Source organism: Blautia acetigignens, assembly GCF_025566865.1.
Classification (GTDB): Bacteria; Bacillota; Clostridia; order Lachnospirales; family Lachnospiraceae; genus Blautia_A; species Blautia_A acetigignens.
In genome coordinates this window covers 62,635-79,078 of the sequence record NZ_JAOQJM010000007.1, presented here as the reverse complement: position 1 = coordinate 79,078, position 16,444 = coordinate 62,635, and the positions used below count along the sequence as shown (strand labels likewise).

Below are 16,444 nucleotides of genomic sequence, written 5' to 3'. Positions count from 1 at the left end.
TTCTTGCTTTCTTTTGCAGGGAAAGAAGATAGAAAAAAATAATTTGATAAAATTTACGATGCATAATAAATGGAAATATAGATGCTAATGTGATATGATTTAAAGTAATAAAGAACGAAAAAACTGAATTTTTATGCGGGAGGAGCAAGTATGAAGAAGTATATTTTACCAGCTGTTTTGCTGGCAGCAGGCTTTTCGCTTTCCACTATCGGCTTTCAGAAGCAGGAAATAAAGGCAGCAGAAGAAATCGGAACAGAAGTTGAAGAAACATCAACAGAACAAGTAAAAATCAGTCCGACAGAAGGCGAATCAGATGGCATGGCACTATATTCTTCCTGTCCGTTTATTTACGAAGAAACAGAATGGGAGCTTCAGACCTTTGTGCAGGAAGATATGCTTATAGATGGAGAACTGGCAATGGATGACAGAGGGCATTTCCTGATACAGGTTAGTTCCGGTGAAGATTCCTATATAATGTTTGATGATACAGTTCAGCTGGGAATGCCGGAGGCAGATGTCTGGATAGATGAACAGGAGAAGCTGCATATCGTAGTTCGAGATGTGCGGACTGCCAGATACAGAGTAACCGATTTTACTTACGACTCAGAGAAAAAAGAATTTATTGGAAATGATGTGCTTAATGGAGATGGAATCAATTATCTGGGAACAACGGGTAAATAGCTTTTGTACAGCACTGATTTTCTCAAAATGATTTAAGAAAGGCAGAATTACCATGGATCAATTTGAAAAACAAAAGATAGAGCGCCAGGCACTTAATGGCAAAATGACGATGATGTTTGGAGGGATTTTCCTGATGTTTTCAGCAATCACCTCTACACTGATGTATGGAATCAATTTTTTTATGACAGCACAACAGGCAGATAAGGGTGTGGCAGAATATGTAGAGCTTCTTAAAAAAGCCGGCGTAGGAAGCACTTTCCTGAGAGTAGCAGGAGTTTGCTTCCTGCTGGTTGGAATTTATGAGATTATTGCAGGCTTTATAACTGCAAAGAACAGCAACCGCATTGATAAAAGCTTGTTTACTATGAAAATTATTATTTCGCTTTTAATAGTAGAAATTATGATGCAGGTGTATCTGTTTTTAACAGGTCTTATGAATTTTGGCTTTTTATTTACGGCGATTTTGCTGCCATTGTTTATGCTTTGGGGAGTTACCAGATTGCGGAAGGTGGCAAAGGCGGATCCGGAGCGTGTTTATGCAGCAAAGCCTGCGGCCAGAGATAAATCCAGACAGCAGAGCGCGGCTCCAAAGAAGAGTATTCGGGAAAGAGCGGCTATGCAGGCAAGAGAGGATGACGGTGAACCAAAGCAATAATACTACAGAGAAGGTGAATAGCAGATTATGGACATGAAGGAAGTTATCGCAAGTGCAGCGAGAAAGCTGATTCTGGAAAAGAAGGTTAAGAAGCTGACAGTGAAGGATATTGTGGAAGAGTGCCAGATTACCAGACAGGCGTTCTATTATCACTTTGAGGGAATTCCGGATCTGATTCAGTGGAGCATAGGGAAAGGCGTAGACAGGCTTCTTGAAGAAACCCGTCAGCAAGACGGACCGGAAGCTGCGCTGAAATATTTGTTTGTATTTGCTATTAACGCCATGCCGGACGTGCGAAGAGGTGTGGAGAGTAACTATGGCAAGGAAGTGGAGCAGACGCTGAGACGAGGTACATATGAGCTGTTTGAGCAGATCGTGGAAGAAGAAAACCTCTATCAGAATTACGGCCGTCAGGAATTAAAGCTGCTCCTCCGTTATCATAGCAGTGCAATCCTGGGGCTTCTCCAGGACTGGACACCAGAGGACACAAAGAATCTGGATGGGATTGTGCATGAAGTTTATCAGATCATGGTGGGGGGAATTACAGCCGGTACAGCGAATATTAAGTAAAAGGCTGCAAAAAAATATTTGTAGACATATTCTGGCCTATTTACATGACATATTCAGAAATTCTTCCATCGCCTTAGTGAAATATCGTCCTTTTTTCCAGTAAAAACAAATCCTTCTGCTGTTATGCTGTGCCGGAAGCTTGTAATAAACTACATTATGATTATGTGGGATTCGGGACAGCATAATATCACCAATAAAGGAAATTCCCATTCCGGACTGACAGATGTTATAAGCAGTCATCTGCTGGTCCATATTTAAAACAACATCTGGTTCAAAATCATTAGCCTGGCAAATCTGCCGGGCTCTTTTTCCCGTATCATTCTCATTTTTCATCATAATAAAAGGAAGTCCCTTGAAGCTTTTAAGTGGAACTATTGGAAAAGAAGGATTCAGGAAGCTGCCATTCTGTATTTGCAAGTCTGTTATCTGGTAATCCTTCAGAGAGGAATTTATAGGAAAATGGCTGGGGACTGCCAGAATCAGATGCTCTTCATGAAAAATGCGGCTGTCAAAAATATCCGGATTCAGGGCAGTGTTGTCAAGAATCAGGTCTACAGAACCCTTTTGCAGAAGCTCAGCCAGCTGAGCCGTACTCTCTTCAATCAAATTTATCTTTATATGGGGATAACACGTTACAAAGGCAGAAATCAAAGGGGGCAAAATCCAGGAGGAAAAGAGATTGCTTCCGCCAAGAGTAAGATTTCCGGTGGACAGCTTATCCCAGTCATGTATAAAGGCGGAAAAGCTTCTGTGAATGCCCAGGATTTCTTCCACGCAGCGGATGTATTCTTTTCCGCATTCGGTTAATCCAAGGGGTTTGGTACTGCGGTCAAAAATGGGATAGCCGATACGGTTTTCTACTCGTTTTACATTTGCGCTTAAAGATGGCTGGGAAATAAAAAGATTAGCAGCAGCTTTGGAAAAGCTTTTTTCTTTATAGACCTCATAAACATATTCCATACCCTGAAACATAAATACTCCTTTCTGAACTTCAGACCTTTTCCTCTGGTATCGTTATTATAATTTATGAATTATAATTATTATAATAATATAAGTATTTGCTTATATTATATAGGATACTTATAATAAGGGCAAGTAAAAAAACAAAGCGGGAAACCGCAGGAAATAAACAGAAAAAGATTGGAGAAATTAGAAATGAGCGAGCAGGAATTCCGTACGGAAAAAGATTCAATTGGTACCAAAAATGTACCGGAAGATGTATATTATGGCGTGCAGTCATTACGTGCAGCAGAGAACTTTCATATTACAGGTTTAAATATGCATCCGGAAATTATTAACAGTCTTGCTTATATCAAAAAGGCAGCAGCAATTACAAACTGTGAAGCTGGCCTTCTGGACAAAAAAATTGCACAGGCAATTGTAAAGGCATGTGATGAAATTCTTGGAGGAAAGCTTCATGAGGATTTTATTGTAGATCCTATTCAGGGTGGAGCCGGAACCTCTTTAAATATGAATGCAAATGAGGTAATCGCAAACAGAGCCAATGAAATTCTCGGTGGCAAAAAGGGTGATTATTCTATAGTAAATCCAAACGATCATGTAAACTGCGGACAGTCTACCAATGACGTAATTCCTACTGCCGGAAAAATGACATCTCTTCGCCTTCTTAAGAATTTAAAGAAAGAGCTTATGAGGCTGCATACTGCACTGGAGAAAAAAGCAGAAGAGTTTGACGGCGTGATCAAAATGGGAAGAACACAGCTGCAGGACGCTGTTCCTATTCGTCTTGGACAGGAATTTAAAGCATACAGTGTAGCTGTACTTCGCGATATCAGACGTATGGATAAGGCAATGGATGAAATGCGGACTCTGAATATGGGTGGAACTGCAGTAGGAACCGGACTGAATGCAGACGAAGCTTATCTTCGCCGAATTGTACCGAACCTTAGTGAAATTTCCGATATGGAACTGGTACAGGCTTATGATCTTATTGATTCCACTCAGAACCTGGATCCTTTTGTGGCAGTATCGGGAGCTGTGAAGGCTTGTGCAGTGACTCTTTCCAAAATTGCCAATGACCTTCGACTTATGTCCTCTGGTCCGAGAGCCGGATTTGGGGAAATCAATCTTCCGGCGAAGCAGAATGGTTCTTCCATTATGCCGGGAAAAGTAAACCCTGTTATTCCTGAGGTAGTAAATCAGGTGGCATTTAATGTAATAGGAAACGATGTGACAATTACTATGGCTGCAGAAGCCGGACAGCTGGAATTGAATGCTTTTGAGCCGATTATCTTCTATTGTCTGTTTCAGTCTATTGATACTCTTGGATATGCAGTACAGACGTTCGTTGATAACTGTGTTACCGGAATCACAGCAAATGAGACAAGATGCCGCTATTTCGTAGAAAATAGTGTGGGAATCATTACTGCAATCTGTCCGTATGTTGGTTATCAGAAAGCAGCGGAAATAGCAAAAGAAGCAATTAAAACAGGAGAATCTGTGAAAAAGTTAATCATTGAGCAGGGCATTCTTACAGAGGAACAGATGGATGAAATCCTGGATCCGGTACAGATGACAGAACCTGGAATTTCCGGAAAAGAGCATCTGACAGATTAAAAATTTCAAATCGATTATTATGTAAAGGCAAGGTGTTATTTGACACTTTGCCTTTTTTGTCTATACACGGGAAAAACTCTGACTATCGACACTTTTGTCTGACTGGACTAAAATAAGAACTATGATCTAGACAGTTAAAACCATAAGAGAGGGGGATTCAGATGGCACACCCAATATTATCAGTGAAAATGTATGAGCTGGATAAGAAACTGGAGCAGACACATAGCCGTATTCAGTTTGCAGAAACTATGGATACAGAAAGACTGCATCAGCAGATTCAGAATCTTCGCCAGGAATGTGCAGAAAGCAGGATCACACTGGAAAACAGGCTGCATTATTCAAAGACAGGATGTGTGACAAGACTGGCAAATGTTTTTGATCAGGTGGAAGCAGCAGTGGAAAAGGTTCTGGAGTCAAGAAATCTGGATTTGAGAGCAGAAAAAAGCGAGCAGTTAAATGCAAATTTTCTTCCCAGCGCAGAGGAAAAAATTCTCACTGCGGAATATGCCCTTGATTTTGCCGTACAGGCAGTAAACCGGGCATTGCTGGTGTCCCTGGAAGCAATAGAGGCTCAGCGACTGGAAGAAGAGAAGGAGGAAAATAAATCATGAAGGAAGTAAAAACGCCAAAAAAGCCGTTGATCTACTATTATGGCATCGTGCTTTTGGTACTGATTGTTTTTAATTTGGTGGTATCTCCTATTTTGATGGAGCATCAGGTGGAAGAAACAGATTATGGTACATTTATGAGCATGATTGATGCAAAAAATATCGGTGAGGTTGAGGTAGAGGATAACCAGATCGTATTTACCGACAAAAATAATGAAAAGATTTATAAAACCGGGCTTATGAATGACCCGGAGCTTACAGACAGACTGTACAAATGCGGAGCTACCTTTGCCAAAGATATTGACCAGCAAACATCACCTATTATTAGTTTTCTGGTAACCGGAATCCTTCCTCTGCTGATTTTTATCGCTCTTGGAAACTACATGGCAAAGAAATTGATGGAGCAGGCAGGCGGCAAAAACTCAATGGCGTTTGGAATGGGAAAAAGCAACGCCAAGGTTTATGTGCAGTCCAGTGAAGGAATTCGTTTCGCAGATGTGGCAGGTGAGGATGAGGCAAAGGAAAATCTGGCTGAGATTGTAGATTATCTTCATAATCCAAAGAAATACACAGATGTAGGAGCGTCCATGCCAAAAGGAGTTCTTCTTGTAGGCCCTCCAGGAACCGGTAAAACAATGCTTGCCAAGGCTGTTGCCGGAGAAGCGAATGTGCCGTTCTTCTCCATGTCCGGTTCTGAGTTTGTGGAAATGTTTGTAGGTATGGGTGCTTCAAAGGTTCGTGATCTTTTTAAGCAGGCGAAGGAAAAAGCACCATGTATTGTATTCATTGATGAAATTGATGCCATTGGTAAAAAACGTGACGGTCAGGTTGGCGGCAATGATGAACGTGAGCAGACATTGAACCAGCTGCTGACAGAGATGGATGGCTTTGAGGGCAACAACGGTGTTATCATTCTGGCAGCAACCAACCGTCCGGAATCCCTTGACCCGGCGCTTACCCGTCCTGGCCGTTTTGATCGCCGCGTTCCGGTTGAGCTTCCGGATCTTGCAGGCCGTGAAGCAATTCTGAAGGTTCATGCAAGAAAAATCAAAGCGTCTGATGATGTGGATTTCCATACAATTGCACGTATGGCATCTGGCGCATCTGGTGCAGAGCTGGCAAATATTATTAATGAGGCAGCACTTCGGGCAGTCCGCAGTGGACGTACCATAGTTACAGAAGCAGATCTGGAAGAAAGTATTGAGGTGGTTATTGCAGGTTACCAGAAGAAAAATGCAGTGCTTTCCGATCAGGAGAAAAAAGTGGTTTCCTATCATGAGATTGGACATGCGTTGGTGGCTGCTCTTCAGAGCCATTCTGCACCTGTGCAGAAAATTACCATTATTCCACGTACCTCCGGTGCGCTTGGTTATACCATGCAGGTGGAGACTGGTGACAAATACCTGATGACAAAGAAGGAACTGGAAAACAAAATCGCTACATTTACTGGCGGACGTGCCGCTGAGGAAATTGTTTTCGGCGAGATTACGACAGGAGCTTCAAACGATATTGAACAGGCAACCAAGATCGCCCGTGCTATGATCACCCGTTACGGAATGACGGATGAGTTTGATATGGTTGCGATGGAGACGGTTACCAACCAGTATCTTGGCGGCGATGCTTCTCTTTCCTGCTCAGCAGATACGCAGAAAGAAATTGACGAAAAGGTTGTGGAGCTTGTGAAACGGGAGCATGAAAAAGCGAAGAAGATCTTGATGGATAACCGTAAGAAGCTGGATGAGCTTGCAATGTTCCTTTATGAAAAGGAAACAATTACAGGAGAGGAATTCATGGAGATTCTGAATAAAGAGGAGAGTGAGAAAAAATGAGAAGACGTTCACGTTATGGCTGGCTGGAACTCATTGAGGGAATCCTGCTGATTCTTCTTGGAATTTATACGCTGATCAATCCTGGAAATATGATTCATGGTGTCACAGTGGTTTATGGCTTTTTGGCAGTAGTTACCGGAATTTCCGATATTGTATTTTATGCGAAAACAGACCGCTATATTGGTTTTGGTCCTACCATTTCGCTGGTTTCGGGAATCCTTAGCATTCTTGCCGGACTGATGCTTTTGATGTACCCAAATGCCGGAGAACTGATTACTATTATGCTTCTTCCGATTTGGTTTATCGCCCATTCCGTATCCAGACTGACCCATCTCCCTCTTGTTCGTCTGGCTGGAAAATTTTTCTATTATTTTACGATGATTTTGAACATTGTGGGAATCATTCTTGGCTGTCTGATGATCATCTGGCCAGTCATTGCCCTGTTTTCCATAGGCTTCATTATCGGCTTTTACCTGATCCTTTTGGGAATCGACAGTATCGTCATGGCCTGCAGCAACATGGACTCCGGATGGATGTAAAATATAATTTTCCAAAACGCAGCCTCACAGCATGTGTCTGCGTTTTTTTGACGTAAATCCAACCTGTATTTATCGGTTGACATAGCAAGTTGCCAGATGATAAAATCAACTTAGAGACAACATGAAAAATTATTAGAATATTTCGTTGAATTATTGTATTATCTGCGGAACACAATAAAGGAGACTTACATATGGCAACACTTAAGGATGTAGCAAAAGCATCTGGTCTTACGGTGGGAACCGTTTCCAGAGTATTGAACAACAGAGGATATATCAGTGACAAAACAAGGGAAAAGGTGTATCAGGTAATGAAAGACCTGAATTATCAGCCGAACGAAACAGCCCGTGCCCTGTCCAAGCAGAAGAGCAATACCATTGGAATTATTCTCCCCAATATTGAACATCCTTATTTCGCCAAGGTGTTAAGTCGATTGGAACGGGAGGCGGCGAAGCATGGATATCGCATTATGCTCTTTGTTTCCAGATATAAGGAGGAGCGGGAAGAGCAGTGCATTGAAATGTGTAAAAGCGGAAGAGTAGCAGGTGTTATTGTTTGCAGCGGCAGCTTTGAGACTGAGAAGTTTAAGGGCCTGGATTTTCCGTTGATTACCCTGGAGCGCTCTATGGATGAGGGAACCTCCGGGATTGAATGCGATAACTACCAGGGCGGAGTAATGGCAACAGAGCTTCTGATCCAAAAGGGATGCCGGAAGCTGATGTATATTGGCGGAGTGAGTGCCGGGGTAGATATACAGATGCCCGGCGATCTTCGTGAGGTTGCATTTAGGGATACGTGTAAAAGAACGAAGACTGACAATGTGGTTATAGTAACCGATAAGGGGCTTTTTGATTCCCTTGAATACTATGAATTTGTGCGGAAGGCACTTATGGAGCACCCAGATGTGGATGGCGTGTTTGCAAGCTCGGATGTAATTGGTGCACATGTGCTGCAGGCATGCAGTAATCTTGGTATTGAGGTACCGGAGCAGTTGAAAATCGTAGGCTTTGATGATGTAAATATTGCGCAGTTTACAAGTCCGGGTCTTACGACGATTCACCAGCCGGTGGAACAGATGGCAGAAATGGCTGTCTCTGCCATTGCACAGATTGATGCGGGGAAGGTGGTTCCTACCAAGACGGTATTTCCTGTGACCCTGGTTGAGCGCGGAACAACCTGATTCATGCTCCGCAGTGCTTATTTGCTGTTGGTAGAAGAATTATGAAAGTATTAAATATCAGATATTAGACTTCTATATTACGGGAAGTTTATTATCTGATATTTTTATTTTTGAGGAAAGAACGCCTTTAATGGTTTTGTAGAAAGTTAAAATGACATGCGGTTGCGATAAAAAAGATGCTAAATTTTGAAAAAAACAAAGAAAATATAAAATTAAATTTAATCCACCAAAATTAGCATGTAAAAATGCACAAAAACGGAATGATGAAATAGTATAACTCTAACAAAATGACTTTAAAACAGAAAAAATATATGACAACCGCTTGACATATTTAGACCATAATGCTATCATACAATCATCAAGAACACGTCAAAGAGAACGTAAAAAATAGGAGGAAGAAAGAAATGAAAAAACGTATTTCAATGGCAATCGCAGTGGCAACCGCAGCAGCAATGATGACAGGCGCAGCTGTACCGGTTATGGCAGATGATGTGAACATCACAATTTTCAACTCCAAAATGGAGATTCAGAGCCAGTTCGAAGAGAAGGCTGCTGAGTACACAGAAGAGACAGGAGTTGGCGTAGAGGTTTATTACAACAGTGATACAGTATCTGCACATCTGGCTACCAGATATTCTGCAAACGATCCATACACAATTTCTATGGTAGATCCGAAAGACATCTATTCACTGGCAGCAGACCATGCAATCGACTTAAGTGATCAGAGCTGGGTTAACGAGACAGATTATGCAATCGGCGTAGACGGACAGATCAATGGCTTCCCAACCTGCCTTGAGGCACGTGGACTTATTTACAACGCAGATGCAATTGAAGCAATCACAGGTGAGACCTTCAATCCGGATGACTACAAGACACTGGACTCCTTCAAAGAGCTTCTTGAGAAGCTTAAAGAAGGCGGTATGGAGACACCTACCGGAATCATGAAAGAGGACTGGTCTCTTGCAGCTCACTTCCTTGCTGAGATCTATGAAGAGCAGCCGGATGTAGAAGCATTTATCACATCCCTTCATGAAGGAACAGCTGATCTTGCAAACAATGAGAAATTCAATTCTCTTATGGATTTCTTCGATGTGATGATGGAGAACAACTACGCTAAAGATTCTGCAATTGCTGCAGAGCGTGAGACAACTGAGATGATGCTTGCAGAAGGACAGATCGCATTCCTGTTCGGGGGAAACTGGGACTGGTCTGTAATCAATGCTTATGATTACACAGAGAACATGGGAATGATGCCAGTACCACAGAACACAGATGACGGCTCCAATGAGAAGCTTGTTGGTGGAGGTTCCAAATTTATGATGATTGATTCTTCCGATGCTACAAGTGATGAGCAGCGTCAGGCAGCTAAGGATTTCCTTACATGGCTTGCTGATTCCGATGAAGGACAGAGCTTCATCGCAGAGACATGTGCACTTGTTCCGGCATTCTCCAACAATGAGAAAGAAGTTTCCGATCCACTTGGAAAATCTGTTAAGAAATATGCAGATGAAGGTGCTCTGATTCCGAACTACAACTACCTTCCGGATGATCACATCTCCATGTGCGGTGCAATCTTCCAGAAATATCTTGCAGGACAGGTTGACAGAGCAGAGTTCGCAGCTGAGCTTGAGAACTACTGGCAGAACACTACTCCTGTAGAACACTAAAAAGCTTCATAGTTCTGTTTCAATATAGAAATATGCCACCCCCTTCAAGAGGCTGCACGCCTGTGTCATGCGGCGTGCGGTCTCTTTCCCTCTTTGAGGCTAAGCACCAAAAAAGCAGGGAAAAGGGGAAAAAGAAAAGGGAAAGGGGATCGTGATCATGGAAAGAAACACCATGAAATATAAAGTAAAACAGTATTTAATGTTTGCTGGCGTTTCCACTGTTCTGTTTTGTGCAGTTGTAATCCTTCCGTTTATTTATGGATTATATCTTACCTTCACAAGCTGGGACGGTGTTTCAAAAGAGAAACCATTTGTTGGTTTGGCAAACTATATTGCTACATTCCAGGATGCAGCTTACTGGCAGGCACTTGGCCGTACATTAATTTATTCAGTTATTGCCGTAATTCTGGTAAACGTAGTAGCATTTTTCCTTGCATACCTTCTGACCAGCGGAATCAAAGGACAGAACTTCTTCCGCGCAGGCTTCTTCGTACCAAACCTGATTGGTGGTATCGTACTTGGTTATGTCTGGAAATTCGTATTTAACCGTGCGTTTGTTGCACTTGGAAAATCTCTTTCCGTAGGAGCGCTTTCCACCTCCTGGCTGGCTACCACAAACGGTGCTATGGCCTGCTTGATCATAGTATCTGTATGGCAGTATGCCGGATATATGATGCTGATCTATGTAGCTGGATTCATGAGCGTATCCAAGAGCCTTATGGAAGCTGCACAGATTGATGGATGTACTAAGACTCAGGCAACCTTGAACGTGACGATTCCGCTTATGAGATCATCCTTCGTACAGTGTCTATTCCTTACAATCACAAGATGCTTTATGGTATACGATGTAAACCTTTCCCTGACAAAGGGTGAACCCTTCAACTCTTCAGTAATGGCAGCAATGCACGTATACAATCAGGCGTTCTCTTATAAAAATTATGGTACTGGCCAGGCAGAGGCATTGGTTCTGTTTGTTGTCTGCGCAATAGTAGGTGTTACTCAGGTTTATATTGGTAAGAAAGGGGAGGTGGCAGCATAATGGACGAAAACAAAAAAGCAGCTCAGAAAAAGAAAGTCACCCATTTTATTACAATGGCAGTGCTGGTCATCCTGTTTCTTGCCTTCATCTTCCCATTTATTATGGTTATCATCAATGCATTTAAAACCAAAGGTGATATCACAGCAGATCCGTTAGCATTGATTGGTTCTCATGGATTTATTCTGACCAACTTTACAGATGCCATGAAGAAGATGAATTTTGCTACATCCTTCACAAACTCTTTGATGATCACTACAATTTCTACAATCTTTACAATTCTGCTTTCAGCAATGACAGCGTTTGTAATTGTTCGTAACAAATGGAAAGCATGCGGACTTTTGTTTTCCTTAATGATTGCTTCTATGGTTATTCCGTTCCAGGTACTTATGATTCCTCTGGTATCCTTATACGGCGGTATCTTTGGTGTGCTGAACAGCAGAATCACCCTGATTCTTATGCACATCGGATTCTCACTTTCCATGGCAACCTTCATGTTCCACGGAGCTATTCATACCAGCATTCCTTTGGAACTGGAAGAAGCAGCACTTATTGATGGATGTACCAGATGGCAGACCTACTGGAAAATTGTATTCCCGCTTCTGAAACCAACCATCGCAACAGTAGCAATTATTGATGCAATGGCATTCTGGAATGACTACCTTCTTCCAAGCCTTGTTCTTGGACGTAAGGAGCTGTACACACTTCCGATTGCCACACAGGCATTTTATGGTACATATTCAACAGACCTTGGATTGGTAATGGCGGCCCTCCTTCTGGCAATGCTTCCGATCCTGGTATTATATCTGTTCCTGCAGCGTTACATTGTTGAGGGGGTTACCTCCGGAGCAGTCAAAGGTTAACAACGAATACACATGGGGCCCAATGATAGCGATATTTTTGGGTCCCATAACTACTATAGGGAGATAAAAATATGACAAGTCAGACTTTACGAGATGCCAGAAGATATGAAGAAGCAATGGCACAGAATATTACAGCCCAGGAGAGACCGGAATTTCATTTATCTCCAAGAGTTGGCTGGATGAATGATCCTAACGGCTTTTCTTATTATAAAGACAAATTTCATTTATTTTACCAGTATTATCCATATGATTCTCAGTGGGGCCCAATGCATTGGGGACATGCGGTAAGTGAGGACCTTCTGCACTGGGAATACCTTCCGGCAGCTATTGCTCCGGATATGCCATATGATTATGTTGGATGCTTCTCAGGAAGTGCCCTTGAGCTTCCGGATGGACAGCAGCTTTTTATGTATACCAGTGTGCGTAAAGAAGCGCAGCCGGACGGCAGTGTCCGTGATATCCAGACACAGAGCCTTGCAGTCGGAGATGGAATGGACTATGAGAAGGATGTGAGAAACCCGATTCTGACTGTGGAAGATATGCCAAAGAACAGCAGTCCTTTTGATTTTCGCGATCCTAAAATGTGGAAATGTGAGGATGGCACGTATCGCTGTGTGATGGTAAATAACAGAATGGATGGTACAGGAGGACGTATTCTTCTCTATAAGAGTGCAGATGGATATAACTGGGAATTTGAATCCGTTATGCTTTCTAATGATGGCAGCTTCGGAAAAATGTGGGAGTGCCCGGATTTCTTTACACTGGATGGAAAAGATGTGGTGCTGATAAGTCCGCAGGATATGCTTCCTAAAGGCTTTGAGTATCACAATGGAGATGGAACTCTTTGCCTTATCGGTAAATTTGATGAGGAAACCAAGACCTTTATCCCGGAAAAGGACCAGGCAGTAGACTATGGTATCGACTATTATGCAATGCAGACAGTGGAAGCACCGGACGGCAGAAGAATTATGATTGGCTGGATGCAGAACTGGGATACATGTGCGAATAATAGAATTCCAAAGGGCAAATGGTTTGGACAGATGAGTCTTCCAAGAGAGCTTTCTATTAAGGATGGCAGACTGATCCAGAAACCTGTCCGTGAATTGGAGAACCTCCGCACAAACAAAGTGGAGTACAAAAATGTTGCTTTTGAGGATGTAATCCGTCTGGACGGTGTATCCGGCAGATGTGTGGATATGGAGATCACACTTCGTCCTGGAGATGCGCAGGATATTTATAAGAAATTTGCAGTTCGTTTTGCTCAGAATGAAACCTGTCATACTGCAGTAAGCTTCCGTCCTTATGAATCTATACTGAAAATTGACCGTAAATTCTCCGGTTCCAGGAGAGCAATCATTCATCAGAGAAGAAGTCTTGTGAACAGCGAGAATGGGGAATTGAAGCTTCGTCTGATCCTGGATCGCTACAGTGCAGAGATTTTTGTAAATGATGGAGAGCATGTGCTTACAGCTACCCTTTATACAGATCTGGAAGCAGATGGAATTTCCTTCTTTGCAGATGGTAAGGTGGAAATGGATGTTACCCGGTATGAACTGCGCAAATAAATCAGGAAAATGATCTGATGGCAGATATGAGGAGGAAAAGAACGTGAACCAGAGGGAAAGAAAGAAAAGAACAGTAAAAGCTGAGACTGCTGCAAAGACAGTACCAACAGCGAAAGAGATAAAAACAGAAAAAACAGTATCAGCAGTGAAGGAAAAAAAAGCAGTTAAGCCTGACACACAGGGGATTTTCGATAACCGTATGGCGAGGAAGATTGATGAGCTGCGCTGGCTGTACATGGAGCTTTATGGAAATGGCTCTATGTTTGCAGAATTATGCGGTCAGCTTCAGGCGTTTTACCAGGAGCGTACAGATACTTTGAAGAACCTGGATTTAAAACGCGAGGCAGATCCGAACTGGTACAAGAAAAATGATATGCTTGGCATGATGTTTTATATTGATAATTTTGCCGGAAACATGAAGGGTGTGGAAAGCAAAATTGATTATCTGGAAAAGAACAATGTAAACTACATTCACCTGATGCCGTTCCTTGATACACCGGAGGGCCGCTCTGATGGGGGCTATGCAGTGGCAGACTTCCGAAAGGTTCAGGAAAAGCTTGGAACAATGGAGGATCTGGAGGAGCTTACCGGTGCATGCCATGAAAAAGGCATAAGCGTATGTATGGATTTTGTTATGAATCATACCTCAGAGGATCATGAATGGGCAAAAAAAGCCCGTCAGGGTGATGGAGAATATATGAGCAGATATTTCTTCTACGACAATCCGTATATTCCGTCCCTTTATGAGAAAACCGTACCACAGGTATTTCCTACCACAGCGCCTGGTAATTTTACCTGGCTGCCGGAAATCGGACATTACGTAATGACAACCTTCTATCCGTATCAGTGGGATCTGAATTACAGAAATCCCCGTGTGTTCAATGAAATGATGTACAACTTCCTTTTCCTTGCAAATAAAGGTATTGATATTATTCGAATCGATGCGGTGCCATATATATGGAAAGAACTGAACACCCCATGCCGGAACCTTCCACAGGTACATACTATTGTGCGCATGATGCGTCTGATCAGTGAGATTGTGTGCCCGGGAATTCTGCTTTTGGGAGAGGTTGTTATGGAGCCGGAAAAGGTTGTTCCATATTTTGGAACCGTGGAGAAGCCGGAATGCCATATGCTTTATAATGTAACCACAATGGCAACTACCTGGCATACAGTTGCAACCAGAGATGTTCGTTTGCTGAAGAAGCAGCTGGACATTGTGAACAGCCTGCCTAAGGATTATGTATTTCTGAACTATCTGCGTTGTCATGATGATATTGGATGGGGGCTGGATTATGCAACTCTTAGCCAGGAGGGAATTGAAGAGCGCTCTCATAAGAAATATCTGAATGATTATTTCCAGGGCTTTGCGGGGGAGAGCAATAGCCGTGGTGTTCTTTATAATGAGGATCCGGTTACAGGAGATGCAAGATTCTGTGGAACGACAGCATCCATGTGTGGAATTGAGAAAGCTGGATTCGAGAAGAACAAAGTGGCTATGAAAAAGGCAATCCAGATGGATGTAATGCTTCATGCCTATATGTTTATGCAGTCTGGAATTCCGGTTATTTATAGCGGTGATGAGATTGGACAGGTGAATGATTATTCTTACAAATTGGATCCGCACAAAGCGCCGGATTCCCGTTACATTCACAGAGGTGTGATGAACTGGGAACTGGCGGCAAAAAGTGATAATCCAAGAACCGTAGAAGGCCAGCTGAACAGACGACTGAATCAGCTGGAGAAGATCCGCAAGAATGAAAAAGCATTTATGACAAATGCAGATACCTGGACAGTAGAGACCTGGGACAATAGCATCCTTTGTATCGGACGCTATTTTGAGGGCGAGAAAATCTACGGTTTGTTTAATTTTAGTGAATATGACAAGACAGCCTGGATTAATGAGCGTGACGGATTGTATAAGGATTTGATCACAGGTCAGGAAATGGAAGCAGCAGGGGTTAATGTACCGGCCTATGGTTTCTTCTGGCTGAAGAAAAAATAAAGCCTGAAGGGGAATTCTAAAGTTTCGTGACTTCCGGGAAGGGAATCATTGCCGGCTGCTCTTGATGATGGCTGCCGATCATCTTCTCCATCCAGACCATATTGTACCACCGTCCGAATTTGTAGGCGCATTTATGAAACTCACCTATCATGGAATAACCAAGGTGCTGGTGGAACTGAATACTGTTATGGTTTAAATATTCATCGTCTGTTTCCGGGCTGGCAATGCAGGCATTTACATTCGTAATGTTCTGGGCGGCAAGGACTTTCTCCAAAGCGGAGTAAAGTGCCTTGCCGATCCCGGATTTTTTTTCGCTTTTTTTTACATAAATGGAGGTTTCCACAGACCAGGCATAGGCAGCACGCGCATGGAGCGGACCTGCATAGGCGTAGCCTACGATTTCTGTGGAAGCGTCGCTGTTGGTGCTGGTTTCCCGCTGGGCAACCAAATAGGGATACAGCTTTAGGGTATGTACGATTCGATCCCGAAATTCTTCGACTGACGGAACCTCATATTCAAAGGTGATTGCAGTCTGCTCTACATAAGGAGCGTAAATAGAGAGCAGTGCCTCGGCGTCATCCGGCGTGGCAGGGCGAATGGTAATCTTGGATGCAGACATGGTGAATTCCTCCTTGGGTTTGCATAAAGATTGTAAGGCTGAATATGCTAAA

15 protein-coding genes are annotated in these 16,444 nt (G+C 42.8%); 13 read left to right on the top strand and 2 right to left on the bottom strand.

The window, feature by feature from the left end; translation table 11 throughout:
• The first annotated feature begins 150 nt into the window (after nt 1–150).
• From OCV70_RS10290 to OCV70_RS10280, 3 genes are read left to right on the top strand one after another with little or no spacing between them, the layout of a single operon-like run.
• Nucleotides 151–681: a YwqG family protein gene (locus OCV70_RS10290; protein ID WP_173767416.1), complete on the top strand. Its 531-nt coding sequence runs from the start codon at nt 151–153 to the stop codon at nt 679–681.
• Nucleotides 682–733: 52 nt separating this feature from the next.
• Nucleotides 734–1,336, top strand: coding sequence for a hypothetical protein (locus OCV70_RS10285; protein ID WP_173767418.1), 603 nt, complete (start codon nt 734–736; stop codon nt 1,334–1,336).
• 33 nt (nt 1,337–1,369) lie between these two features.
• A complete protein-coding gene (locus tag OCV70_RS10280) occupies nt 1,370–1,906 on the top strand; it encodes a TetR/AcrR family transcriptional regulator (RefSeq protein ID WP_173767420.1) in 537 nt (178 codons plus the stop codon).
• A gap of 36 nt (nt 1,907–1,942) precedes the next feature.
• Here the strand turns inward: OCV70_RS10280 and OCV70_RS10275 are convergent, their stop codons facing one another.
• Complete coding sequence (locus tag OCV70_RS10275; RefSeq protein ID WP_186900855.1) at nt 1,943–2,878, bottom strand: LysR family transcriptional regulator; 936 nt, start codon at nt 2,876–2,878, stop codon at nt 1,943–1,945.
• A gap of 183 nt (nt 2,879–3,061) precedes the next feature.
• On the opposite strand from OCV70_RS10275, the gene OCV70_RS10270 reads away from it, so the two are divergent.
• From OCV70_RS10270 to OCV70_RS10225, 10 genes are all read left to right on the top strand, one after another.
• Nucleotides 3,062–4,483: an aspartate ammonia-lyase gene (locus OCV70_RS10270; RefSeq protein WP_021925615.1), complete on the top strand. Its 1,422-nt coding sequence runs from the start codon at nt 3,062–3,064 to the stop codon at nt 4,481–4,483.
• A 161-nt stretch (nt 4,484–4,644) separates the two neighbouring features.
• Nucleotides 4,645–5,094 (top strand): hypothetical protein, encoded by a 450-nt coding sequence (locus OCV70_RS10265; RefSeq protein ID WP_117852901.1) that lies wholly within the window; start codon nt 4,645–4,647, stop codon nt 5,092–5,094.
• On the top strand, nt 5,091–6,920 hold the full coding sequence (ftsH, locus tag OCV70_RS10260) for an ATP-dependent zinc metalloprotease FtsH (protein WP_021925617.1): 1,830 nt from the start codon (nt 5,091–5,093) through the stop codon (nt 6,918–6,920). Before OCV70_RS10265 ends, ftsH begins: the two co-directional genes overlap by 4 nt.
• Nucleotides 6,917–7,459, top strand: coding sequence for an HdeD family acid-resistance protein (locus tag OCV70_RS10255; protein WP_262579682.1), 543 nt, complete (start codon nt 6,917–6,919; stop codon nt 7,457–7,459). Before ftsH ends, OCV70_RS10255 begins: the two co-directional genes overlap by 4 nt.
• A 191-nt stretch (nt 7,460–7,650) precedes the next feature.
• The gene (locus OCV70_RS10250; RefSeq protein ID WP_021925619.1) at nt 7,651–8,637 is read left to right on the top strand and encodes a LacI family DNA-binding transcriptional regulator; all 987 of its coding nucleotides are present in this window, start codon (nt 7,651–7,653) and stop codon (nt 8,635–8,637) included.
• A gap of 404 nt (nt 8,638–9,041) precedes the next feature.
• Nucleotides 9,042–10,304 carry an ABC transporter substrate-binding protein gene (locus tag OCV70_RS10245; RefSeq protein WP_117852903.1) on the top strand — a complete coding sequence of 421 codons (1,263 nt, stop codon included), beginning with the start codon at nt 9,042–9,044 and terminating at the stop codon, nt 10,302–10,304.
• A 157-nt stretch (nt 10,305–10,461) separates the two neighbouring features.
• Nucleotides 10,462–11,343: a carbohydrate ABC transporter permease gene (locus tag OCV70_RS10240; protein ID WP_021925621.1), complete on the top strand. Its 882-nt coding sequence runs from the start codon at nt 10,462–10,464 to the stop codon at nt 11,341–11,343.
• Entirely contained in the window at nt 11,343–12,203 is an 861-nt protein-coding gene (locus tag OCV70_RS10235; protein WP_021925622.1) for a carbohydrate ABC transporter permease, read from the top strand. The genes OCV70_RS10240 and OCV70_RS10235 overlap by 1 nt, the downstream gene beginning before the upstream one ends.
• Before the next feature lie 71 nt (nt 12,204–12,274).
• On the top strand, nt 12,275–13,768 hold the full coding sequence (locus OCV70_RS10230; protein WP_021925623.1) for a glycoside hydrolase family 32 protein: 1,494 nt from the start codon (nt 12,275–12,277) through the stop codon (nt 13,766–13,768).
• A 199-nt stretch (nt 13,769–13,967) separates the two neighbouring features.
• Entirely contained in the window at nt 13,968–15,773 is a 1,806-nt protein-coding gene (locus tag OCV70_RS10225; protein ID WP_173767458.1) for an amylosucrase, read from the top strand.
• A gap of 16 nt (nt 15,774–15,789) precedes the next feature.
• Here the strand turns inward: OCV70_RS10225 and OCV70_RS10220 are convergent, their stop codons facing one another.
• On the bottom strand, nt 15,790–16,392 hold the full coding sequence (locus OCV70_RS10220; protein WP_117852908.1) for a GNAT family N-acetyltransferase: 603 nt from the start codon (nt 16,390–16,392) through the stop codon (nt 15,790–15,792).
• Nucleotides 16,393–16,444: the final 52 nt, after the last annotated feature.